This window comes from Thioclava sp. DLFJ4-1, from assembly GCF_002020145.1.
GTDB classification, from domain to species: domain Bacteria; phylum Pseudomonadota; class Alphaproteobacteria; order Rhodobacterales; family Rhodobacteraceae; genus Thioclava; species Thioclava sediminum.
This window is the reverse complement of record NZ_MPZT01000009.1, coordinates 1-21,819: the sequence shown is the minus strand read 5'-3', so window position 1 is coordinate 21,819 and position 21,819 is coordinate 1. Positions and strand designations below refer to the sequence as shown.

General features: G+C 63.1%; 18 protein-coding genes and 4 tRNA genes. 16 read left to right on the top strand and 6 right to left on the bottom strand.

Translation table 11 applies throughout. The annotated features are described in order from the left end of the window. Nucleotides 1-50: 50 nt before the first annotated feature. From BMI85_RS20790 to BMI85_RS20760, 7 genes are all read left to right on the top strand, one after another. The gene (locus tag BMI85_RS20790) at nucleotides 51-749 is read left to right on the top strand and encodes an SDR family oxidoreductase (protein WP_078602671.1); all 699 of its coding nucleotides are present in this window, start codon (nucleotides 51-53) and stop codon (nucleotides 747-749) included. After that, nucleotides 746-1,909, top strand: coding sequence for a mandelate racemase/muconate lactonizing enzyme family protein (locus BMI85_RS20785; RefSeq protein ID WP_078602670.1), 1,164 nt, complete (start codon nucleotides 746-748; stop codon nucleotides 1,907-1,909). The genes BMI85_RS20790 and BMI85_RS20785 overlap by 4 nt, the downstream gene beginning before the upstream one ends. Nucleotides 1,910-1,927: 18 nt before the next feature. Further along, nucleotides 1,928-2,830 carry a 5-dehydro-4-deoxyglucarate dehydratase gene (locus BMI85_RS20780; RefSeq protein ID WP_210402394.1) on the top strand — a complete coding sequence of 301 codons (903 nt, stop codon included), beginning with the start codon at nucleotides 1,928-1,930 and terminating at the stop codon, nucleotides 2,828-2,830. Next, nucleotides 2,830-3,765: a 2-hydroxyacid dehydrogenase gene (locus BMI85_RS20775; protein WP_078602668.1), complete on the top strand. Its 936-nt coding sequence runs from the start codon at nucleotides 2,830-2,832 to the stop codon at nucleotides 3,763-3,765. The genes BMI85_RS20780 and BMI85_RS20775 overlap by 1 nt, the downstream gene beginning before the upstream one ends. 4 nt (nucleotides 3,766-3,769) lie before the next feature. Then, nucleotides 3,770-4,825 (top strand): four-carbon acid sugar kinase family protein, encoded by a 1,056-nt coding sequence (locus tag BMI85_RS20770; RefSeq protein WP_078602667.1) that lies wholly within the window; start codon nucleotides 3,770-3,772, stop codon nucleotides 4,823-4,825. Nucleotides 4,826-4,832: 7 nt separating this feature from the next. Further along, complete coding sequence (locus BMI85_RS20765) at nucleotides 4,833-5,552, top strand: FadR/GntR family transcriptional regulator (RefSeq protein WP_078602666.1); 720 nt, start codon at nucleotides 4,833-4,835, stop codon at nucleotides 5,550-5,552. Nucleotides 5,553-5,629: 77 nt separating this feature from the next. After that, nucleotides 5,630-6,802: an exo-alpha-sialidase gene (locus tag BMI85_RS20760; RefSeq protein ID WP_078602665.1), complete on the top strand. Its 1,173-nt coding sequence runs from the start codon at nucleotides 5,630-5,632 to the stop codon at nucleotides 6,800-6,802. A gap of 7 nt (nucleotides 6,803-6,809) precedes the next feature. On the opposite strand, the gene pdxA is transcribed toward BMI85_RS20760, so the two are convergent. Both pdxA and BMI85_RS20750 read right to left on the bottom strand, forming a co-directional pair. Further along, complete coding sequence (pdxA, locus tag BMI85_RS20755) at nucleotides 6,810-7,769, bottom strand: 4-hydroxythreonine-4-phosphate dehydrogenase PdxA (RefSeq protein WP_078602664.1); 960 nt, start codon at nucleotides 7,767-7,769, stop codon at nucleotides 6,810-6,812. Nucleotides 7,770-7,785: 16 nt separating this feature from the next. Next, the gene (locus BMI85_RS20750; protein WP_078602663.1) at nucleotides 7,786-8,667 is read right to left on the bottom strand and encodes a dihydrodipicolinate synthase family protein; all 882 of its coding nucleotides are present in this window, start codon (nucleotides 8,665-8,667) and stop codon (nucleotides 7,786-7,788) included. Between the two features lie 281 nt (nucleotides 8,668-8,948). On the opposite strand from BMI85_RS20750, the gene BMI85_RS20745 reads away from it, so the two are divergent. After that, nucleotides 8,949-10,067, top strand: a complete 1,119-nt coding sequence (locus BMI85_RS20745; RefSeq protein ID WP_078602662.1) for an iron-containing alcohol dehydrogenase — start codon at nucleotides 8,949-8,951, stop codon at nucleotides 10,065-10,067. Between the two features lie 678 nt (nucleotides 10,068-10,745). Here the strand turns inward: BMI85_RS20745 and BMI85_RS20740 are convergent. From BMI85_RS20740 to BMI85_RS20725, 4 genes are all read right to left on the bottom strand, one after another. Further along, nucleotides 10,746-12,443, bottom strand: a complete 1,698-nt coding sequence (locus tag BMI85_RS20740) for a hypothetical protein (protein ID WP_078602661.1) — start codon at nucleotides 12,441-12,443, stop codon at nucleotides 10,746-10,748. Between the two features lie 193 nt (nucleotides 12,444-12,636). Beyond that, on the bottom strand, nucleotides 12,637-13,101 hold the full coding sequence (locus BMI85_RS21750) for a hypothetical protein (protein ID WP_246832616.1): 465 nt from the start codon (nucleotides 13,099-13,101) through the stop codon (nucleotides 12,637-12,639). Between the two features lie 650 nt (nucleotides 13,102-13,751). Next, nucleotides 13,752-13,826 (bottom strand) — tRNA-Asn (locus BMI85_RS20730). A gap of 71 nt (nucleotides 13,827-13,897) precedes the next feature. Then, nucleotides 13,898-14,770, bottom strand: coding sequence for an MBL fold metallo-hydrolase (locus BMI85_RS20725; RefSeq protein ID WP_246832615.1), 873 nt, complete (start codon nucleotides 14,768-14,770; stop codon nucleotides 13,898-13,900). Nucleotides 14,771-14,806: 36 nt separating this feature from the next. Between BMI85_RS20725 and BMI85_RS20720 the strand changes: the two genes are divergently transcribed. From BMI85_RS20720 to BMI85_RS20685, 8 genes are all read left to right on the top strand, one after another. Continuing rightward, nucleotides 14,807-16,141, top strand: a complete 1,335-nt coding sequence (locus BMI85_RS20720) for an ATP-binding protein (RefSeq protein WP_078602660.1) — start codon at nucleotides 14,807-14,809, stop codon at nucleotides 16,139-16,141. 210 nt (nucleotides 16,142-16,351) lie between these two features. Further along, the gene (gene lon, locus BMI85_RS20715; RefSeq protein WP_078523364.1) at nucleotides 16,352-18,766 is read left to right on the top strand and encodes an endopeptidase La; all 2,415 of its coding nucleotides are present in this window, start codon (nucleotides 16,352-16,354) and stop codon (nucleotides 18,764-18,766) included. A 111-nt stretch (nucleotides 18,767-18,877) separates the two neighbouring features. After that, entirely contained in the window at nucleotides 18,878-19,339 is a 462-nt protein-coding gene (locus tag BMI85_RS20710; RefSeq protein WP_078602659.1) for an HU family DNA-binding protein, read from the top strand. A gap of 14 nt (nucleotides 19,340-19,353) precedes the next feature. Next, nucleotides 19,354-19,428: transfer RNA gene (locus BMI85_RS20705), tRNA-Val, on the top strand. 137 nt (nucleotides 19,429-19,565) lie between these two features. Continuing rightward, a complete protein-coding gene (locus BMI85_RS20700) occupies nucleotides 19,566-20,279 on the top strand; it encodes a dimethylsulfonioproprionate lyase family protein (RefSeq protein ID WP_078523362.1) in 714 nt (237 codons plus the stop codon). Between the two features lie 42 nt (nucleotides 20,280-20,321). Further along, nucleotides 20,322-20,397 (top strand) — tRNA-Val (locus BMI85_RS20695). A 135-nt stretch (nucleotides 20,398-20,532) separates the two neighbouring features. Then, entirely contained in the window at nucleotides 20,533-21,474 is a 942-nt protein-coding gene (locus BMI85_RS20690; RefSeq protein ID WP_078539210.1) for a pirin family protein, read from the top strand. 268 nt (nucleotides 21,475-21,742) lie between these two features. Beyond that, nucleotides 21,743-21,819 (top strand) — tRNA-Asp (locus BMI85_RS20685).

Here is a 21,819-nt window from a genome sequence, read left to right as displayed (position 1 = left end):
AACTGTCTACGCACGCCACTCGCGGCAGTGCGCCGGGGGAGGAGTGCCTGATGGCCGCGCTCGACAGAGATACGCCGCGCCATGCGCTCGTGACCGGGACGAGTTCCGGGATCGGGCAGGCGGTGGCGGCCCGGCTGCTGACTGACGGTTGGCGGGTCACCGGGATCGCCCGGCGCGCCCCACAGGCGCTGGAAGGCGACTACATGCATCTGCCCTGCGATCTGAGCGATCCCGAGGCGCTGGCCACGACCGTCGCGCAGGCCGGGCCCGTCGATGCGCTGGTCCATGCAGCGGGTCTGCTGCGCGTGGGCCCGATCGAGACGGCGGACTTCAACGACGGTGCCGCGATGTGGCAACTGCATGTCGATGTCGCGGCCCGGCTGATTTCGCTCTGCGCGCCCGACATGCCTGAGGGCGGTCGGATCGTCCTGATAGGCAGCCGCGTTGCCCGTGGCGCGGCGGGCCGCGCGCTTTACGCTGCCAGCAAAGCCGCGCTCAGCGGGCTTGCGCGCTCGGTAGCATTGGAACTCGCGCCGCGCCAGATCACCGTCAACATCGTGGCGCCCGGCGCCACCGACACACCGATGCTGCGCGATCCCGCGCGGGCATCCGAACCGCCTCGCATGCCGCCTTTCGGTCGCCTCGTGCGCCCGGAAGAGGTCGCGGGCACGACCGCTTTCCTGCTCTCGCCCGATGCGGGGGCTATCACTGGGCAGGAACTCATCATTTGCGCAGGAGGATCGCTATGAGCGCCACCCATAACCACGACACGATTTCCGGGCTCAAGCTGAGCCATCTGGTGGTGCCGATCGCGAAGCCGGTCTCGGACGCGAAGGTCGCAACCGGGGTGCAGACGCCGCTGGCCGCAGTCGATCTGCTGCTGGTGGAGGTCGCCACCGATGCCGGGCTGACGGGCTTCGGCTTCACGTACACGCTGCGCGCTGGCGGCACGGCACTGATGGCGCTGGCGCGCGAGATTGCGCCCGCACTGATCGGCGAAGATCCGAACCGCATCTCCTATCTCTGGTCGCGGCTTGCGTGGCGCACGAACAGCCTGGGCGAGGGCGGCGCGGCCGCTCAATGTATCGCCGCCTTCGACAGCGCGCTTTGGGATCTGAAGGCCAAGCGCGCGGAACTGCCGCTGGCCCATCTGATCGGCGCGCGGCGCGAGGGTGTGCCGGTCTACAACACGTCGGGCCAATATCTGCAGGCGACGATCCCTGAGATGCGCGACGGGGCCGAGGCCGGGATCGCGCGCGGCATCGGCGGCATCAAGATGAAGGTCGGCCAGCCCGACGTGGCCGAGGATATGCGCCGCATCGCCGCCCTGCGCGAGGTGACCGAGGGCCGCGTCGCGCTGATGATCGACGCCAACCAGCAATGGACGCGCCCCGCAGCGCGGTCCTTCTGCCGCAGCGTGGACGAGTTCGGCCTGAGCTTCATCGAAGAGCCGCTGGCCGCGCGCGATCACGAAGGTCACGGCGCGTTGGCCGCGCAACTCGCGACCCCCATCGCCACTGGCGAGATGCTGACCTCGGTCGCCGAGCACCGCGCGCTGATCAGCGCGGGCGGGGCCGGGTTCTGCCAGGTCGACGCGCCCCGCATCGGGGGCATCACCCCGTTCCTGAAGGTAATGGCGATGGCCGAGGAGGCCCGCATCGGCCTCGCGCCCCATTTCGTGATGGAGCAGCACCTGCACCTCGCCGCCGCCTTCGACGGCCCGGTGTGGGTCGAGCATTTCGACTGGTTCGAACCGCTCTTCGAAGAACGGCTGGAGATTCGCGACGGCCAGATCTGGCTACCGCGTGCGCCGGGCTTCGGCCTGTCCCTGTCGGGGGCCGCGCGCAGTATGACCAAAGACACGCATAGCCTCGGGCAACTGCCTGCGGCGCTTCAGAAAACCGCTTGAGGGAGGAGACCCCAGATGATCGACAACAAGGACCTGCAGGAGCGCATTCGCGAGGGGCTGCTTTCATTCCCGGTGACACCGTTCGACAGTGATGACAAATTCGCGCCGAAGCCTTTCGCGGCGCATCTCGAATGGCTGTCCGACTACCCGGTCGCGGGGCTGATCGTCGCGGGCGGCACGGGCGAGCTGTTCTCGCTCACGCCTGCCGAGGTGGTCGCTGTGGTCAAGACCGCGAAGGCGTCTCAACCCGGCCAGCCCATCATCGCGGGTTGTGGTTACGGCACCAAAATGGCCTGCGAGATGGCACAGGCCATCGAGGCGGCAGGCGGCGACGGGATCCTGCTGCTGCCGCATTACCTGATCGGCGCGCCGCAGGATGGCATCGCGGATCGCATCCGCGCCGTCTGCAAATCGACGAAGATGGCAGTGATCGTCTACAATCGGGGCCAAGCCCGCGTGACGGCCGATACGCTCGAGGCACTGGCCGAGGAATGCCCGAACCTGATCGGCTTCAAGGATGGCACCGGCGATATCGACACGGTGCGCCGGGTCACGCTGCGCATGGGCGACCGGCTGAGCTATATCGGCGGCATGCCGACGCATGAGCTGTTCGCGCAAGCCTATCGCGGCGCGGGGATGCCGACCTATTCCTCGGCTGTGTTCAACTTCGTGCCCGCGACGGCGCTTGAATTCCACCGTGCCTTTACCTCGGGCGACGACGCGACCTGCGAGCGGTTGCTGACCGAATTCTACTATCCCTTCGCGAAGATCCGCGACCGCAAGACCGGTTACGCAGTCTCGGCGATCAAGGCGGGTGTCAAGCTGCGCGGGTTCGAGACCGGCCCGGTGCGCGCGCCGCTGACCGATCTGACCGGCGAAGAGGTGGAGATGATGCAAGCCCTGATCGACGGGCGGTCGTGATGGTGAAGGTCGCTCTGCTCGAATATTTCGAACCCGACATCCGACCCAAGCTGCAAGAGCTGGCCGGGGCGGATCTCGATCTGGTCTTCTGCGAAAGCAACGACGATGCGGATCGTGCACAGGCACTGGCGGAAGCGGAATATGCGCTCGTGCGCTCGATCCCGATGCCAGCGGCGCTGCTCGACGCGGGCCCGAAACTGAAGATGATCCACCAATGGGGCACCGGGACGGACGGTATCCCGATTGCCGAGGCGAAGGCGCGCGGTCTCACCATCGCGCGCTCCCCGGGGGTGAATGCGCCCTCGGTCGCGGACCTCACCGTGGCGCTGATGCTGGCCTGCTTGCGGCGGGTCGTGGTCGGGGACGCCCGCATCCGTGCAGGCAACTGGGCGGAACCGAACCTCTACGAGATCGGGCGCGACCTCACCGGAGTGCGTGTCGGGCTTGTTGGCTACGGCGCGATCGCGCGTGAGGTGGAGAAGCGGCTCAAGGGCTTCGACTGCGAAGTGCTGCATAGCCGCGCCTCGGGCGGGGCTGGATCGACGCCGTTCGAGGAGATGCTGGGGCAGGTCGATGTTCTCTCGCTGCACGCTCCCGCGACGCCCGAGACCCGGCATATGATCAACGCAGGAAGCCTTGCGCGAATGAAGCCCGGTGCCGTGCTTATCAACATGGCGCGCGGCGAGCTTGTCGACGAGGCGGCATTGGCCGAGGCGCTGAGATCCGGCCATCTCGGCGGCGCAGGCCTCGATGCCTTCTCTCCCGAACCGCTGCCTGCCGATGCGCCGATCCGCTCCGCGCCGAACGTGGTCCTCTCGGCGCATTCGGGCGGGCGCACGCGCGAGAATTTCGCGCGGCTGGTGCGCCACTGGGCGGGCAATATCCGGGCGCATGCCGCGGGCGAGCCGATCGACTCGGCCTGTCTGGTAAGCTGAGCTTATGGCGCGCGTGCTGATCATCGCCGACGACCTGACGGGCGCGCTCGATAGTGCGGTCGCCTTCACGATGCATGGCGCGCGCGCGCAGGTAGCGTTGCAGGCGGGTGTTCTGCCTCGGATGATTTCGGACCCGACGTTCGACGTGGTAGCGCTTGCGACGGGAACGCGCGACGGGACCGAAGAGGCCGCACGCGCGGCTATCTCAGCTCTCGCGCCGGTCTTGCAAAGCTGGTCCGGCATCATCCTGAAAAAGATCGACAGCAGGATGAAAGGCCATGTCGCGGCGGAACTGGCTGAACTGACGCGGCTGCTTCCCCGGCCCGTTCTGGCCTGTCCCGCGCTGCCGCGGCTTGGTCGCGTCGTCACGGAAGGCGCGGTCACCGGGGCAGGGGTCGCGGCCCCGATCCCGGTTGCGCCTGTGTTGGGACGGCCAGCGCAGGTGGTTGATGCGACGCGCCCCGAAGATATCGCGGCGGCGCTGCCCGCGCGGCTCGACGAGTGGCTCTATCTAGGGGCAGGTGGCCTCGCCGAAGCGTTGGCAGAGCGGCTGTTTTTAGGGGCACGCCCGGAGCCGAAGTCTCTGGAAATGCCCGCGCTTTTCGCCATCGGCTCTCGCGACCCGGTGACCTTGGCGCAGATCGATGCGCTCGATTTGCCGGTGACCCTCGCGCCGAACGGAGCTGTGCCGGACTTCGCGGCAGGATCCTTTTCGCTGCTGCAGATGGTTGCTGGGCCTTCGGATTGCGATCCGGGAGAGGCTGGCACTCGCTTTGCCGAGGGCGTGGCGCGCGCGATCACGACCGGGTCGATCCGCACCATTCTGGCTTGCGGCGGCGAAAGCGCCCACGCCATCCTGCGCGCAGCCGGTTGTCATCGCCTGGAGATCGAAGCGGAGCTCTTCGCGGGACTGCCGCTCTCCCGCTGCACCGCGACGGGCCTGCGTGTTTTGACCAAATCCGGCGGCTTCGGCTCCTGCGACCTTTTGCGCCAAGTTGTAAACAGGTTTGCCAATCCTGTGTCACAAGATGTATCAGGGGAGAGTAGCCACCGCCGATGAGGGTTCGATGCAGGAGCAAGCGGCCAAGCCCCGCATGACGCTGACCGACAAGGTTTATCACCGCCTGCATGGGCGGATCAGCAATGGCGATTACCCACCCAATCACAAGTTGCCCGCCGAGAACACGCTGAGCCAAGAATTCGGTGTGTCGCGCCCGGTGCTGCGCGCAGCCCTCGATCGGCTCCGCGACGAAGGGTTGATCTATTCACGTCAGGGCGCGGGCAGTTTCGTGCGCGTGCTGGTCTCGCCCCCTGTCGGGTTCCAGAGGGTCGAGACGCTGAGCGACATCCAGCGCTGTTACGAGTTCCGGATGGTGATCGAGGTCGAGGCGGCCGAGCTTGCCGCCGAGCGTCACAACGTTCAGGCGCTGGCTGAAATCGATGCGGCATTGGGGCTGATGCGCGACGCGACCGTGTCGATGGAGCATCGCGAAGATGCCGATTTCGCGTTCCACCTCGCCATCGCGCAGGCGTCGAACAACCAATATTTCGAAGCAACGATGCGGGCGCTCCGCGACCACATCAATGTCGGTATGAAAATGCATGGCCAGTCGCTGATGCCCGACGGGGCGGAGGCACTGCGCGAAGTGCTCTCGGAACATTGCGCGATCCACGACGCGATTGCAGCGCGTGACGCGAAGAGCGCGGGCGCGCTGATGCGCTCTCACTTGGAGCACTCGCGCGACAGGCTGTTCGGTGGCGGTCTGATCGACCTGCGCATGAAGTAGACAAGAGTATTACAAGTTTACTTATAGCTTGACATGTCGACCATGCTGTGACCTTCTGCCGGCGGGGAGGAACGTGCATGATTGTAAAGCAGATCGAAGCCGGGATGACCGGATGGCTGGCGATGGTCGCGCCGGGGATCGAGGCGAGCTTATTGCCGTCGCCGATGGTGCAGAACCACGCGAGTTTTCTGGCTGAACTTCCCGACGGCGTGGTGATCTGCGCATGGTTCGGTGGCTCGCTGGAGGGAAAATCCGACATCGCGATCCGCGCGGCGGTGCTGCTGCCAGGGGCCGATCGCTGGGGGCCGACGGTGACGTTGAGCCGTGATCCCGACCGGTCCGAGCAGAACCCGGTCATCTTCGTGGACGGGGAAGAGATTTACCTCATACACACCGCACAACCATCTGGAAATCAAGACGAATGCGAAATCCGCATGGCGCGGATCGCGCGCGACGGAGAAAACCTGCGCGTCACGTCCGAGCGCTATCTCGACTTGCCGCGCGGCTGCTTCGTGCGCGCGCCGATGCGCGTGCTCGATGAGGGCGGTTGGCTGCTGCCGCTCTTCCGCTGCGTATCGCGCCCGGGTCAGAAGTGGACCGGAAGCCACGATGTCGCGGCGGTCGCGATCAGCCATGACCGCGGCTCGACATGGGACTACCGAGAGGTGCCGGGCTCGATCGGGTCTGTTCATATGTGCCCGGTGCCGAGTACGGATGGTATGGTCGCCTTCTACCGTAGGCGGCAGGCCGATGAGGTCCACCGCTCGGAAAGCGCGGATGGGGTGACATGGTCCGCGCCAGCTCCCACGGATCTGCCGAACAACAACTCCTCAATCGCGGCGCAGCGACTGTCCTCTGGCGAGGTCGCGCTGATCTGCAACCCGGTCAATGCGACGATGTCAGGGGCGCGGCGCGCCTCGCTCTACGACGAGTTGGGCGAGGACGATGCGCGCCCCGATGCAGATCCCGAGGGTGGTTGCACGCCGATCTGGGGGGTAGAGCGCGCGCCGGTCGCGCTCTGCCTGTCACAAGACGATGGGCGCAGTTTCCCCGAGCGATATCTGATCGAAGACGGACCGGGCACCTGCCTGTCGAACAACTCGATCGATGGGAAAAATCACGAGCTGTCCTACCCGTGGCTTTTAGAGGCGCGCGACGGTGCACTGCATCTCAGTTACACCTATCATCGTCGTGCAATCAAACACTTACGGCTTGCGCCCGGCTGGCGAGACCGCCTGCCCAAGCTTTGAGCGGGGCCTAGCGCCCCGCCGCCAGCTTGCCTGCATAATCGAGCGCGCAGAGCATGTTCGCGTGGTTCGCTTTGCCAGTCCCGGCAATGTCGAACGCAGTCCCGTGATCGACAGAGGCGCGGTCGATCGGCAGACCTAGCGAGACATTCACCGCCGTATCGAAGGCGATCAGCTTGATCGGGATATGGCCCTGATCGTGATACTGCGCGACCACGAGGTCGAAATCTCCCCGATGCGCGCGGAAATAGACCGTATCGGCCGGGATCGGACCGACCACGTCGATGCCTTCGGCGCGGGTGGCAGCGACGGCGGGGGCAACCTGATCGTCATCCTCACGCCCGAAAAGGCCGTTCTCTCCGCAATGCGGGTTGATCCCCGCCACCGCGATGCGCGGCGCGTTGATGCCCATCCGTTGCAGATGGCGGTGACCGGTGCGGATCGTCTCGGCCACGCGCTCGGGCGTGGCGCGGGTGATCGCGTCGCGCAGCGCGACATGGGTCGAGACATGAATGACGTTGAGCGTCTCGGAGGCAAGCAGCATCCAGGACGACTGGCTGCCCGTGAGATGCGCGAGCATCCCCGTGTGCCCGTCGTAGTGATGCCCTGCGGCGTTCAGCGCCTCCTTGTTGATTGGCGCAGTAACGATGCCCGCAGCGTCACCCGCAAGCGTCATTTGAACGGCTTTTTCGATGTAGCGGAACGCCGCCTCGCCACAGGCCGGGGAGAGCTCGCCGAAGCGATCGGGCAGGCCCTTCACACACACCTCGATCAGACGCGGGGCGTCGGGGCCGTCGAAAGGAAGATTAACGCCGCTCGCCGCAATCGCGCGCTCCAAGACGTCGCGGTCGCCGATCACGGCATAGCGCGCGCGCTCGGGGCCGGAGAGGCTCGCGAGGGCTTTGACGGTGACCTCGGCGCCGACGCCGGAAGGGTCGCCCATGGTTATGACGATCGGGGCTTGGGACATTGCGGGTCTCCGAGGTTTAGGCGAGGGCGTGATCGGCGAGTATTGCGCGGATGGCAGCGTCCTGATCTGGGTCGGGCAACAGCGCGGGCTGCCGCGAGAGGCCCACCGACGGGTCCATCATGTAGAGCGCACGCTTTACCATCGCGGGCGGAAAACCAAGCGCATAGAGGTCCTTGCGAAGCGAAGCGAAGGTAGACTGTGCAGCCTCTGCTGCCTCGGTGTCGCCCGCGTTGAATGCGCGCAGGATCTCTGCGAGCACACCAGGCGCGACATTCCCGAGCCCCGAAATTACCCCGGCGCAGCCCTGCTGCAGGCCCCAGTGAACGAGGTGATCGGGCGCGCAATAGACCTCGAAGCCCGGCACGTCGTGCGCCACGGCGAGATAGTCCAGCACCGTCTCGGTCGAGCCACCGGAATCCTTGATCCCCGCGATGTTGGGGTGCGCCGCAAGGGTGCGCGCGGTCTCGGGCTCAATGTGGTTCTGGGTGCGCGGTGGAATGTCATAAAGGTAAACGGGGCGCGTCACTGCATCGGCGACAGTCGAGAAGTGGCGGATGAGTCCGTCCTGCGTGCAGGCGATGAAATAGGGGGTGATCACCGCGATCCCGTGCACGCCCATCGCATCGAAGCCGCGCGCGAGTTGCAGGGTCTCGTAGGTCGCAGGACAGCCCGCGTTGACGATCACCTTCACCCGGCCTGCGACCTCGTCCATCACCGCTTCGCAAAGCGCGAGCTTTTCGTCATGGGTCAGCGCCGAGAAGTCGCCATTCGTTCCGCAGCACATGATGTCGTTTCCAGCCGCGACCTGCCGGCGCACCTGCGCGCGGGTGGCGTCGAAATTGATGGTCTCGTCTTCGTTGAAGCATGTCACGAGAGCGACATAGGCGGAGCGTGTCATTCGATCTCCTGTCTGGCGGATATCCGGCCGGGGTGGCGGTGCTGCTGGCGCGAGATTGCTCACAACCATCATACATGTCAACAAAGATGCGGAGTTTATTTCCATATCTCGGGAGAATGAGGGACTCTCGACCCCCAAGATTTCAGAATAAACCCTTTTATAGATGGTCAAATCGACGATTTGCGAATTTTATCAGCGTATGGAGTAAAGCATATTACAAGTTGACAACAGCATCGGTGCACGCAAGGCTCCTGTCAGGCCCGGAATCGAGGAGGAACCCCATGACCGATCTGTCGCACGCGATCGAATTGCTGCGCCCGCCGCAGGTGCTGTTCGGGGTGGGGATGCTAGAGCGGCTGCCCGATTGGGTTGCGTCCCGTGGCTTTGCGCGGCCCGTCGTGATCGCGGATCCGGTCAATGCGGCGCGGCTCGAGCGGCTGGGCCTGGGCGACGTCACCTGTTTCGCACAGGTCGTAGCGGAGCCCGACATCGAGAACCTCGAGGTCGCCCGCGCGGCGGCGGCTGGGGCAGATCTGATCATCGGCTTCGGCGGCGGTTCGGCGATGGATTTGGCGAAGCTGGTCGCGGTGATGATCGGGCACGATATGCCGCTGTCGGATATCTCGGGGCCGGGCAGGGCGCCTGCGCGCAAAGTCGGGCTGGTGCAGATCGCGACAACTGCCGGGACGGGCTCCGAGGTCGGCACCCGCGCGCTGGTCACCGATCCGGAGACTGGGGCGAAAGTCGCGACCGAAAGTCCACATATGCTGGCCGATCTCGCCATCCTCGACCCGGAGCTGACTGTCTCGGTGCCGCCTCACGTGACGGCGGCGACCGGAATCGACGCGATGGCTCATTGCGTCGAAGCCTATACGTCGAAGCGGGCGCATCCGGTCATCGACCAGTATGCGCTCGAAGGGATCCGGCTTGTCGGGCGTTACCTCGCGCGTGCTGTCGCTGACGGCACGGATCGTGAGGCGCGCGCCGGGCTCGCGCTTGCCGCGTTCTATGGCGGAGTTTGTTTGGGTCCGGTGAACACCACCGCGGGACACGCGGTTTCCTATCCGCTCGGGACGCGCTGGAAGCTCGCCCATGGGCTCGCGAATGCGCTGATCTTTCCGCATGTGCTTGCGGTCAATGCGTCGGCCTGTCCAGAGAAGACGCGAGCGATCTGCGCTGCTCTTGGGATCGCCGATGACGCGCCCGAGCGAATTCGAGACGGTGCGAAAGAATTCTGCGGAAATCTTGGTCTCGATATGCGGCTCTCTGCGCATGGCGTCGATGCGGAGAGCCTGCCAGTGATGGCAGCGGAGGCACGCCGAATTCGGCGTTTGCTCGATTGGAATCCGGTTGATCTGACCAAAGACCAGATATTGCAGATTTATAATGAAGCGTTTTGAACGCCCGCGCGCATGGATGGTCGGCCGCGAACACCCGACCCGGATAGCGAGCGCGCTCTGACTCAGGCCCGCGCAGCGCCGCTGTTTCGCGAGCGCCAGGCCGGCAGCCACACCCGCGCACGCGAACCGATCGCGCCGCGGCCGGTCTCAATATTCCGCGGGGCCGGAATGCTGCTGCACGCTGATGAGGTGACAGCGGCCTGATTGAGGCCGAGTGCTCGGCAGTGGCGCGCGGATGGAGGGCAGGGGTGTCAAACTATGTTTCTGAAATTGGCGCTGGAGATGGAACGATAGTTTTTCATGGATCTAGGGCTGTGGGCGAGATCGGAAATTCGAGGTGGTGACTGAGTTGTAATAATTGCCGTTGAGCAGACCGATTGGACGAGATGGCTTTCGGCCCATAGTTGACCTTCGTGCCAAGCGCCGTGAATGACGGGTCTCAGACCAAAGCAGCCGCGGCTAACACTACAGCGCACGGCCGTCTTGGGAAGGGCGGTGGCCGAAATGCGAAGGTGGCAGCGCTTAAGCACGTGAAAACTGGCAACCTGTACAACGCGAACAACGCCCAAGCGACCGGCCCCAACTGACCTTTCGCCTGCACAGGCAACCCACACGTAGGTCGAATATTCCGACTTGTGTTGACTGCCGCCACAAGCCCAACCCGCCGACAGCTGAAACTCATTCAGTGATCGGCTTCACCCTGACCCCATACTTCGCGACTCGACGGGCGTTGATCGGAGACTCTTGGCCGATAACCTTTAGAGCTTCCATCGCCTTCTTCGTGACTGTCTTCATGTCGTCAGTTGGGTTGGATATCCTGCTAAATCTCGTTGCGCTTTCAACAAGGCGGCGCATCTCGGCGCCATTATGCTCCTTGAATGTTTCGACATATGTTTCCACAGGAGCAGCAGCAACTATCGTTACGTCGTCTGGACTCCAGCTATCGGTAATCGACAGAAGTGCGGACTTGAAAGATCGCTCTTGGTGCAACTCATCGCGCCTATTGTCAAAGGCTTCTCGGAAGTACGGATCTATCGGGTCTTCGATAAAGTAATTGCTGTCGAGGTCAAAAAACTCTCTCTCTTCCTGCCTATGAGACACATAAAATTGCACCAACTCCTGCGCCCGTGCTTCCTCGCCTAAATCAATGAAAAGGCGAAAGGTTCCGAGAACGTTTACCACCGAGATGTGGTCGAAGTTCTCCTTGAATGCATCGTACAACCCGTCCAATACTTCGGACTGATTATTGTCAAAACTGTTGTGGTAGACCGACCACGCCTTACTAAACGCGCTGTCAGCTTCGATATTTTCGAACCTGTCCCGCCACTCATTCAGAAGCGGCTCCAAAGCGACCGGATCGAAGTATCCGTCGCGGACCGATTTCATCAACGCAACATCAACTGCATCAGATTCACCGTAGCCATATGCCTCAAGCATCGGCATCCACTTTGCCAGTTCTTCGTCCGGCTCCTGGTCGTCTTCCTTCGTATATTCTCGGAAGATTGAGACAGCGTCAATTTTGGCAAGAAAATCATGGCTTGGAGCTTCATTTGGTTGATCACGCGCCCACGAAAATAAGACCAGTGAGCTAATTACAGAGTCAACAAGCGGTGCACCGTCGCGGGATAATTGAGGCATGATCGCCTGGCAAACTTTTTCTGCGCGGCGTATGACCCTGATGTTAGATATACTCAGCGCCACACACCTTTCGGCCACCTTCTGCTGCAAATCGGACGGTTTGGGAAACGCAATTCTGACTGCTTCCGAAGCCGTCGGTTTCATCGTAAGAGATATGTCGACGACCTTTTCGCCGTGTTGCTGGAACTCTTCAGCGCCTTTATCTCCTAGCTCACCTTCGTTAAGCAATATGACGACTTTGCTTCGCTTCTCTTCTTTGAGGAAAGACGCGTAACCCAGTACCTCCTTAACGCCAAGCCCGCTCCCACGCCGCTCGATATCGTCAATGCAAACGAACTGCTTTTGTGAAAGTACCGAGGAGAGTAGTGAAGCTGCATCATCGTCTGACAAGTTGCCTACAAACGGAACCGCTTTAAGTAGCCCGATCTTGCTCCGCCACCCCACTGTGTTGTTCACATAGCTTTCCAAATCTCGGACGCCACGTTTTCGTTTTGAACCGTTTAGTGACTGGCAGTTTTGAAAAACGGAAAGGCGCAGCTCCGCAAGATTCTTCAAACCGAATAGCGACACGTAGGAATAAGCGTCTAAAGCCGCGATGCCTTCTTTGTCAGCAGTATCCAGCCTTTGGTTCCATAGAAATGTCTTGCCAACGCCCCACCCTCCCCTCAGGCACAGCACCTCTGGCTCGGGGTTAGACAAGAAACGGTCTAATTCTTCAGAAATTAATTTAAGCGACATAGGCGAGGACCTCTTCAATTTCGAGATAATGTATCATAGCAAGCCCGGCATACTCAGAGCTAAATAGCCCTGCGTTTCTCGGCGGTCACTTAAGGGCTTCGGCGCGAATGGCACCTAACTGCGCACAGCTGCCATTCGTCCAAGCCGCAGCGAAAGTCCGGTTCCTGCCCAAAAAACGCCTGACACTTCCCCGTCATACCCAAAGTGGCAGAGCATCGATCGCCGGGCGCATCAGGTTGGGTGGGGTCGGCTTGTGGTAAGTCTTCTCGTGAATATCGCGCCCTTCATGGCCCACGATGTCGCGAATGATCTTATCGTCGATTGCCGCGTGTTCGAGCGCGTTCTGCACGTAATGGCGTAAGCTGTGGAAAGGTAGTGCCGCGCCGTCGGCACCCAGCGTGTCATCGATGATCTGTCGCATCCGACGCCCGAGTTTCTTGCCGTGCTTCCCGCTCTTGGGCTCCCGAAGGTCTGGAAAAAGGTCCGGGTGCCCGGCACGCTTCATCTTCGTCACATGGTCGAGAAACCCGAGCTCGATCAGGCGCGCATGGATTGGCACGATACGACAAGAGGAGAGCGTTTTGACCCGGCGCTGCTCGGTTTCACGGATTGAAATGCAAGGGATACCGTCGACCTCGATGATGTCGTCGGGCGACAAGCCTGCGATCTCTTCGCGCCGTGCCCCGGTAACCGCGCCGACCAGTGGGCTCCAGTAGATGCCGTTGCGATGATCCGCCTGCGGCTCTCGCTCGTAAGGTCGCGGCGATATAGCTCTATCGTCGAGTTCAGCAGGTCAGAAGCACCTTCGGGCGCGTCAGCATTCACTCCCGACCGTGCCAGATGTGCCCAGGCGTCCCGCGTGGCCTCGTCGTGGCGCACATCATCAAGCGGATCGAGGGAGTCGAACCGGCACAGCAATTGCAGCTTTTCGATCTTCGCCCGCTCGCGCTTGATGACATCCGCCAGCCATACGCGCGCCTCTTGAGGGGAAATCTCGGTCCTGATGATGCCGTCCATAAATGTGTCGCTCTCCGCGCTAATCTTGCGTGCTAAGATAGTCGCAACACGGCGATCCGTCGTCCCCAAGGAGAGCTTCAGGTCAACGAATTTTGTGAAAAACACCCGGATTCGACGGCGCCATTGATAGGCGGTGCCGCGACGGGAGAGATGAGGTTGGCCGTGCATGGTCTTGCGTCGTCCTTGTTTCGGACGGACCTACGCAAAATGGGGTGATGGAACACCCATATGCCACACCTACGAAGCCATGAAAGGCTTTTTGTGGCTAAATCAACACCCTAGAGGGGAAGATGGCTCCGGCGGTAGGGATCGAACCTACGACCAATTGATTAACAGTCAACTGCTCTACCGCTGAGCTACGCCGGAACATGTGAGGGTGTATATGAATCTCGAATTGGGATGTCCAGAGGGTTCTGGCGAAAAAATTCAGGCTTTCGTCACGTCAGCGAAAATAGCGCCTCTGGGCGCAGATCTGGCGCGGCGATGACTTGGTTTTGCACTGACATTTCAACGAGATGCGCGAAGACGTTGCGTTCGGCCGCGGGCAAGAGGGCGGCGGGCACGTCGGTGTAGATCGCGCGGGTGAGGCCCTGCGGGGTGGCGGGGCGTTCGGTGAGGGCGCTTCGGATCTGTTCGGTACGGGCGTCGCGATGCGCGCGCTGACTCGCGATCAGGGTCTGGGGATCGGTCACCGGGTCGCCGTGGCCGGGATAGAGGATGCGCGGGCTCTGCGCCTCGATCCGCGCGAGCGAGCGGTAATAGTCGCCCAAATCGCCGTCGGGTGGCGAGATCAGCGTCGAGGACCAGCCCATCACCACATCGCCGGTCAGAAGCGCATCGCCCATCGCGAAGCTCAGATGGTTGCAGAAATGGCCGGGCGTGTGCAGCGCGGTGAGCGACCAGTCGCCATGGCTTAGGGTCTCGCCATCCTCGAGAAGGATATCCGGGTCGAAGGCGTGATCGACTCCTTCACCGCCGCCCGCATGGCCGCGCGCCGCGAGTTCCGCCATCACAGGCGCGCGCCCGGCTTCGGGCGGGCCGAAGGCGAGGATCGGCGCGCCCGTGGCCTCGGCCAAGAGCCGTGCGCCGGGGGAATGGTCGAGATGCGCATGGGTGACGAGGATATGGCTGACACGTTCACCCGGTGCGAGCGCGTCGAGCAGCGCCTGCAGATGGGCAGGATCGGCGGGGCCGGGATCGACCACCGCGACCTCGCCGGTGCCGATGACATAGGTGCAGGTGCCGGTATAAGTCATGGGGGACGGGTTCGGAGCCACGATCCGACGCAAGCCGGGCTGCAATTCTTCCATCTTTCCCTCCATCGCGGCCATCGTTAGGGTTCTGGCATGAAATTTCGCTGGCTGAAACAGATGATGCCGCGCGGGCTTTATGGGCGAGCCGCGCTGATCCTGATTCTGCCGGTGGTGACGATCCAGCTCGTGGTCTCGGTCGTCTTCATTCAGCGCCATTTCGAGCGTGTCACGCAGCAGATGACCGAAGGGATGGTGCGCGAGATCGCTCTGCTCGATCAGGTCGCGACCAATGCGCCGACAGCAGAGGTTGCGCGCGAACGGCTCGACGTGCTCGACAAGACGCTGAACTTCGCCTCGCAATTCCCGGCGCCCGCGAATCTTGCGTCGCAGCGGGGCGATACACGCAGTTTCTTCGATCTGACCGGAATCGTGGTGATTTCGACGCTGCGGGCGAACCTGTCGCAGATCCGCTCCATCGATCTCGACAACAACACCAATTCCGTGCGGGTGGTGCAGGAGACGCCGAACGGGCCGCTGGCGGTGACCTTCGCGCGCAGCCGGGTGTCGGCCTCAAATCCGCACCAATTGCTCGTGCTGATGGTCTTTGTTTCCATCCTGATGACGCTGATCGCCTATATCTTCCTGCGCAATCAGCTGCGCCCGATCCGCAGGCTGAGCCATGCGGCGGAGGAATTCGGCAAGGGGCGCAACCTGAATTACCGCGTCTCGGGGGCGACGGAGGTGCGCGCCGCGGGCCGCGCCTTCCTCGATATGCGTAACCGGATCGAGCGGCAGATCGAACAGCGCACGCTGATGCTCTCGGGTGTCAGCCACGATCTGCGCACGCCGCTGACGCGTCTGCGGCTCGGCCTGTCGATGATGGAGGAGAACGACGAGGTTCGCGCGATGGAACGTGACGTCGACGAGATGGGGCGCCTTGTCGATGCGTTTCTCGAGTTCTCGCGCGACGGTGCGTCGCATGGCGAGCCGGAGACGCTGCCGATCTGCGGCTTCGTTTCAGGCGTGGTGGAGGATATGCGGCGGATGGGGCGCGATGTGACGCTGGTCGATTGTGACAGCGAGGAGGAGGCGACCTTCCGCCCCGATGCCCTCAAACGCGCCTTGGCGAATCTGATCGGCAACGCGGTCCGCTACGGTACGCGCGCGGAAATCACCGTCTCTATCGCGCGCACGGGGTGGCGAATCGCGGTGCATGATGACGGGCCGGGCATCCCGCCCGAACGCCGCGAGGAGGCGATCCGGCCATTTACCCGGCTCGACCCGGCGCGCAATCAGGATCGCGGGCAGGGCGTCGGATTGGGGCTTTCGATCACCGCCGACATCCTGCGCCGCCACGGTGGATCGCTGAAACTCGGGCGATCCGAACGGCTTGGCGGCTTGATGGCCGAGATGATCCTGCCCCGGTGATCGGCTACACATTCGATCACGCGCGCGCACGAACCGCTCACGGCAACGAGATCGCCTCTTGCGGCCTGTCCCGGGGCCACGCATTGTGACGGGTGAGTGACATGCCCTAGTTGAATGGATGCTTCACGGCTCCTAGATATTGGGTTGAACAGGGGAGGGACGTGGTCGCCGAAAGCGGGGCCGGACCCTCCTGCCAAGAGAGGAACGCCGATGACCGAATTTAGCTCTGTCACCCATCCGGTCCTGCCGCTGCGCGACATCGTGGTTTTTCCCCACATGATCGTGCCGCTCTTCGTCGGGCGCGAGAAATCCGTGCGCGCACTGGAAGAGGTGATGGCGGAGGATCGTCAGATCTTGCTCGCAAGCCAGGTCGATCCGTCGCAAGACGACCCCGATACGGACGGGATTTTCCGCGTTGGTGTGCTCGCCAACGTGCTGCAACTGCTGAAACTGCCCGATGGCACCGTGAAGGTGCTGGTCGAGGGCAAGAGCCGCGTGCGCATCACCGATTTCGTCGAGAATGACGACTATTTCGAAGCGAATGCCGAACCGCTGATCGAGACCGAAGGCGACGTGGAGACCATCCGCGCGTTGCTGCGCTCGGTCGCCGAGGAATTCGAGCGCTACGCGAAGATCAAGAAGAACATCCCCGAAGAGGCGCTGTCGGCCGTGGCCGATGCGACCGAAGCGGACAAGTTGGCCGATCTCGTCTCGGGCCATCTGGGGCTGGAAGTGGCCCAGAAGCAGGAGCTTCTGGAAACGCTCGACGTCTCCGAACGGCTGGAGCGGGTCTACGGGCTCATGCAGGGTGAGGTCTCGGTTCTCCAGGTGGAGAAGAAGATCAAATCCCGCGTGAAAACGCAGATGGAGAAGACCCAGCGCGAGTACTACCTGAATGAGCAGATGAAGGCCATTCAGAAGGAACTCGGCGATGGCGAAGACGGCCAGAACGAGATCCTCGAGCTCGAAGAGCGCATCGAGAACACCAAGCTCTCGAAAGAGGCCAAGGAAAAGGCCGAGGCCGAGCTGAAGAAGCTCAAGTCGATGTCGCCGATGTCGGCAGAAGCCACCGTCGTGCGCAACTATCTCGACTGGATGCTGTCGATCCCGTGGGGCACCAAATCCCGCGTGAAGAAAGACCTCAGCAAGGCCGAGGCCGTGCTCGATGCCGATCACTACGGTCTCGAGAAGGTCAAGGAACGTATCGTCGAATATCTCGCGGTGCAGGCGCGCTCGGCCAAGCTCAAAGGCCCGATCATGTGCCTCGTGGGTCCTCCGGGCGTGGGTAAGACCTCGCTCGGCCGGTCTGTCGCCAAGGCAACGGGGCGCGAATTCATCCGCATCTCGCTTGGCGGTGTGCGCGACGAATCCGAGATCCGCGGCCACCGTCGGACCTATATCGGCTCGATGCCCGGCAAGATCATTCAGGCGCTGAAGAAGGCGAAAACCACGAACCCGCTCATCCTGCTCGACGAGATCGACAAGATGGGTCAGGACTTCCGTGGCGACCCGGCTTCGGCAATGCTTGAAGTGCTCGACCCCGAGCAGAACGCGACCTTCGTGGACCACTATCTCGAAGTGGAATACGACCTCTCGAACGTGATGTTCCTGACGACGGCGAACTCCTACAACATGCCGGGCCCGCTTCTGGACCGGATGGAGATCATTCCGCTCGCAGGCTACACCGAGGACGAGAAGGCCGAGATCGCCAAGCAGCACCTGATCCCGAAGCAGATCAAGGGTCACGGGCTCAAGAAGAACGAGTTCGAACTGACCGATGGCGCGCTGACCGACGTGATCCGCTACTACACCCGCGAGGCGGGCGTGCGGAATCTCGAGCGCGATATCGCGAAGCTCGCCCGGAAAGCGGTGACCGAGATCATCAAGTCGAAGGGTGCGACCAAGCACATCACCGTCGATGAGGCGAAGGTTGGCGACTACCTGGGCGTCAAGAAGTTCCGCTACGGTCTGGCCGAGAAGGAAGATCAGGTGGGCGTCGTGACCGGCCTTGCCTGGACCTCCGTGGGCGGCGACCTGCTGCAGATCGAAGCGCTGCGCCTGCCGGGTAAGGGTCGGATGAAGACCACCGGCAAGCTGGGCGACGTGATGAAGGAATCGATCGACGCGGCGTCCAGCTACGTCCGCTCGGTCGCGCCGCAATTCGGCATCAAGCCGCCGCGCTTCGAGAAGTGGGACATCCACGTCCACGTCCCGGATGGTGCGACGCCGAAAGACGGGCCCTCTGCGGGTCTGGCGATGGTGACCTCCATCGTGTCGGTGCTGACCGGGATCCCGGTGCGCAAGGATATCGCCATGACCGGCGAAGTCTCCCTGCGCGGGAACGCGATGCCGATCGGCGGCCTGAAGGAGAAACTGCTCGCAGCGCTGCGCGGCGGGATCACGACCGTCTTCATCCCCGAGGAGAATGAAAAAGACCTCGCGGATATCCCGGACAACGTGAAGGAGGGGCTGGAGATCGTGCCGGTCACCCACGTTCGCGAAGTCCTCGCCCGCGCGCTGGTTCGCCAGCCCGAGCCGGTCGATTGGGACGAGGAGGCCGAAGAGGCAGCAGCCGCTGCTGCCGCCGCGGCCAAATCGGACGGGCAGGGCGCAACCGCGCACTGATCGCCTTCGAATTGAAATCGAGAACGCCCGTCGCACATCGCGGCGGGCGTTTTTGCATTTGAACAGGTTTGCCCTTAACCTCTTCGTATTGCGATCAAAAAAGGAGCCGCCATGGCCAAGAGCCAGAAACCGAAATCGACCCGCAAGCCTCCCGTCGCGACGCCCGAGGCGCCTCCGGCCTCCGCCGCGACGCTCACGCCTGCCGCGCCCGATCGGGCACCTGAGCCGAGCGAGGCGAAGGCGCTCGTGCGCAAGAGGAGCTTCGTGGATCGGGTGATGGTCGAGGCCGGGGTGAAACGCGGGGAAGCGAAGGCCATGTCGGAAGCGGTCCTTAAGGTTTTGGGCGAGGCGCTCTCGGAAGGCGAGGAACTCAGCATCCCGCCGCTCGGCAAGCTGAAGATCAACCGCCAGTTCGAGAAGAACGGCGACGAGATCCTCGTCGTCAAACTGCGCCGCCCCTCGGGCATGCTGGAGACGGTCGCGGCAGAGGCGAATGCGGCCGAAAATTCCCGAGCGGAGCAGGGTGGAGATTTCGACGAAAACCCTCTTGCGGAGCCAGAAGAGGGGCGCTAAAAGCCCGCCACGGAGGGCGATTAGCTCAGTGGTAGAGCGCATCGTTCACATCGATGATGTCGGGGGTTCAAATCCCTCATCGCCCACCATTTTCCTACGAAGGCGCGTCTTGAATAGACGCGCCTTTGTCGTTTTCCGGTTAGTTTTCTGCGCCCCGCGGCGTCAGATTATGGGCCAGACAGCACGCCAGAGATGCGCGCCCCATGCGCAAGATGCGGAGGATGCGATGACCGAAACCACGCCGATGTCCGACGCCCGGCCCGACGAGGTGCTGCGCGTCTCCGATTGCCCGGACTGGCTGTATCTGCTGCGCGAATTCGACACGCTCTACCGGCATGGCTCGGCAGGCGGCAGCCGCCTGATCCGCAGCCACCGCAAACGGGTGCGTGACACGCTTTCGCAGATCATCGACACCAATCCTCCGGTGACGCCGCGCCAGCCGCAGCCGAAACCGGTGACCGCGCATCTGTCGCGCGCGCTCGATCTTGGCGAGCGTGGCGCGGTCGCGGGCATGGCGCGGGCGCTCTCGCGCGTGACGGGGCAGCTGACTTGGGAATACGGCTACGAGAAAGTGCCGAAGGCGCTGGCGCGCAAATATGCCTATTGCGAGGTGCTGGGCCCGCGCGGACCGGTGGCTTCCGATCGGCTAGTGCTCGGATTCGTCCTCTTTGCGCCGCGCACGACCTATCCGCAGCACAGCCATAAGGAGATCGAGGAGAGCTATATCTCGGTCGCGGGTCCGTGGTCGGAGAATGACACTGCCGTGCATGCGCCCGGCTCGCTGATCCTGAACCGTCCCGATCACGAACACCGCATCACCACCGCCGATCTCGACCCCTGCCTGCTGGCCTATGCCTGGGTCGGACCGGAAGCGCGGCTGACCGCGCCGGGGATGAAACTTTCCTCGACCCGCAAGGTGCGGATGCGCGAGGGCATCTGAGGTCTTGATCCCCGCGCAAGGCGGAGCTAGAGGAAGGGCCGGGGGCGGTTAGCTCAGTTGGTAGAGCGCTTCGTTTACACCGAAGATGTCGGGGGTTCGAGCCCCTCACCGCCCACCATTCCCCCTTAAGTATAACGATATCAATGTCTTGCGCCTCGTTGCGCGGCCGCGCTCAGATTCTGTTCGCACATGGCTCTATGATATGCGCGCCGCGATGCTACCTTTCCCTCAACCACAGGAAAGGAGCGCTCCGATGAGCTGGAACCCCGCCCTCGACCCCGAAATTCCGATCGGCGATGCCGTTGACGCCATTGAGACCGTCATTGCGCCGCGCGCGCGCGACCTCGGCGGCTTCGAGGTGCGCCGCGCGCTGCCGTCCGCCGCGCGGCAGATGATCGGCCCCTTCATCTTCTTCGACCAGATCGGCCCGGTGGAATTCCTCTCCGGCCAACGCGGCATCGACATCCGCCCGCACCCTCATATCGGCCTCGCGACCGTGACCTACCTTCTGCAGGGCCGCCTGCATCACCGCGATTCGCTGGGCACCGATCAATGGATCACGCCGGGCGCGGTGAACTGGATGAATGCGGGCTATGGCATCACCCATTCCGAGCGCACCGACGGCAAGGTCCGCGACACCGGCCAGCATCTCGCGGGCATCCAGACCTGGGTCGCGCTGCCCGAGGAACAGGAAGAGGGGCAGGCGGCGTTCAAACATGTGGGCGCCGAGGCGCTTCCCGAACTGCAGGCCGAGGGCAAGACCGTTCGGCTCGTGCTTGGCGATGCCTGGGGCGCGCATGCGCCGATCGATCTGCCCTCCGAGATGTTCTACGCCGATGCGAATCTCGACCCGGGCGCGCAGCTCCCGCTGCCCGACAATCACGAAGATCGCGGCGTCTATGTGCTGCAGGGCTCTGTCACCGTGGCGGGCGAAACCTATGAGGAAGGCCGGATGCTGGTCTTCCGCCCCGGCGACCGGGTGTCGCTGAAAGCGGGCGGGCAGGGCGCGCGGCTGATCGTGCTGGGTGGCGCAACCATGGGCGGCCCGCGCTATATCTGGTGGAATTTCGTGGCCTCCTCGCGCGACAAGATCGACGCGGCAAAAGAGGCATGGCGCGCGGGCGACTGGGCGCACGGCCGTTTCCAGCTGCCGCCTGCCGACGATGCGGAGTTCATTCCCGCGCCGGAGCGGTGATTGCAGCCGTTGAAGAGGGGGCACTGCCCCCGACCTTCGGTCTCCCCCGGGATATTTCTGCCAAGAGGAAGCAGAAAGCGCATCTCATCGGGGCGCGTGCGGGCGCGATAAATAAGGGTCGCGGGCGCGCACTGAGGAGCCGCGATTTGCTTGCCCGAACGGCAGGTGAAAATTCGTCGGTTTTTTGCTCTCAGGCCGCTTGACGGGGGCAGGTCGCCCGCGTAATACCCTCCCCACGCTCGGACGGCGATCCGGGCAGATGATGCGAGCGGTTGTAGCTCAGTTGGTTAGAGTACCGGCCTGTCACGCCGGGGGTCGCGGGTTCGAGCCCCGTCAACCGCGCCA

Bases quoted from the DNA above. Each gene is read 5' to 3' on its own strand.
- BMI85_RS20690 (WP_078539210.1), top strand. From the start codon at position 20,533: ATGAGCTGGAACCCCGCCCTCGACCCCGAAATTCCGATCGGCGATGCC.
- BMI85_RS20785 (WP_078602670.1), top strand. From the start codon at position 746: ATGAGCGCCACCCATAACCACGACACGATTTCCGGGCTCAAGCTGAGC.
- BMI85_RS20700 (WP_078523362.1), top strand. From the start codon at position 19,566: ATGACCGAAACCACGCCGATGTCCGACGCCCGGCCCGACGAGGTGCTG.
- BMI85_RS20745 (WP_078602662.1), top strand. From the start codon at position 8,949: ATGACCGATCTGTCGCACGCGATCGAATTGCTGCGCCCGCCGCAGGTG.
- BMI85_RS20790 (WP_078602671.1), top strand. From the start codon at position 51: ATGGCCGCGCTCGACAGAGATACGCCGCGCCATGCGCTCGTGACCGGG.
- BMI85_RS20760 (WP_078602665.1), top strand. From the start codon at position 5,630: ATGATTGTAAAGCAGATCGAAGCCGGGATGACCGGATGGCTGGCGATG.
- BMI85_RS20750 (WP_078602663.1), bottom strand. From the start codon at position 8,667: ATGACACGCTCCGCCTATGTCGCTCTCGTGACATGCTTCAACGAAGAC.
- BMI85_RS20725 (WP_246832615.1), bottom strand. From the start codon at position 14,770: ATGGAAGAATTGCAGCCCGGCTTGCGTCGGATCGTGGCTCCGAACCCG.
- BMI85_RS20770 (WP_078602667.1), top strand. From the start codon at position 3,770: ATGGCGCGCGTGCTGATCATCGCCGACGACCTGACGGGCGCGCTCGAT.
- pdxA (WP_078602664.1), bottom strand. From the start codon at position 7,769: ATGTCCCAAGCCCCGATCGTCATAACCATGGGCGACCCTTCCGGCGTC.
- BMI85_RS20765 (WP_078602666.1), top strand. From the start codon at position 4,833: ATGCAGGAGCAAGCGGCCAAGCCCCGCATGACGCTGACCGACAAGGTT.
- BMI85_RS20740 (WP_078602661.1), bottom strand. From the start codon at position 12,443: ATGTCGCTTAAATTAATTTCTGAAGAATTAGACCGTTTCTTGTCTAAC.
- BMI85_RS20775 (WP_078602668.1), top strand. From the start codon at position 2,830: ATGGTGAAGGTCGCTCTGCTCGAATATTTCGAACCCGACATCCGACCC.
- BMI85_RS20720 (WP_078602660.1), top strand. From the start codon at position 14,807: ATGAAATTTCGCTGGCTGAAACAGATGATGCCGCGCGGGCTTTATGGG.
- BMI85_RS20710 (WP_078602659.1), top strand. From the start codon at position 18,878: ATGGCCAAGAGCCAGAAACCGAAATCGACCCGCAAGCCTCCCGTCGCG.
- lon (WP_078523364.1), top strand. From the start codon at position 16,352: ATGACCGAATTTAGCTCTGTCACCCATCCGGTCCTGCCGCTGCGCGAC.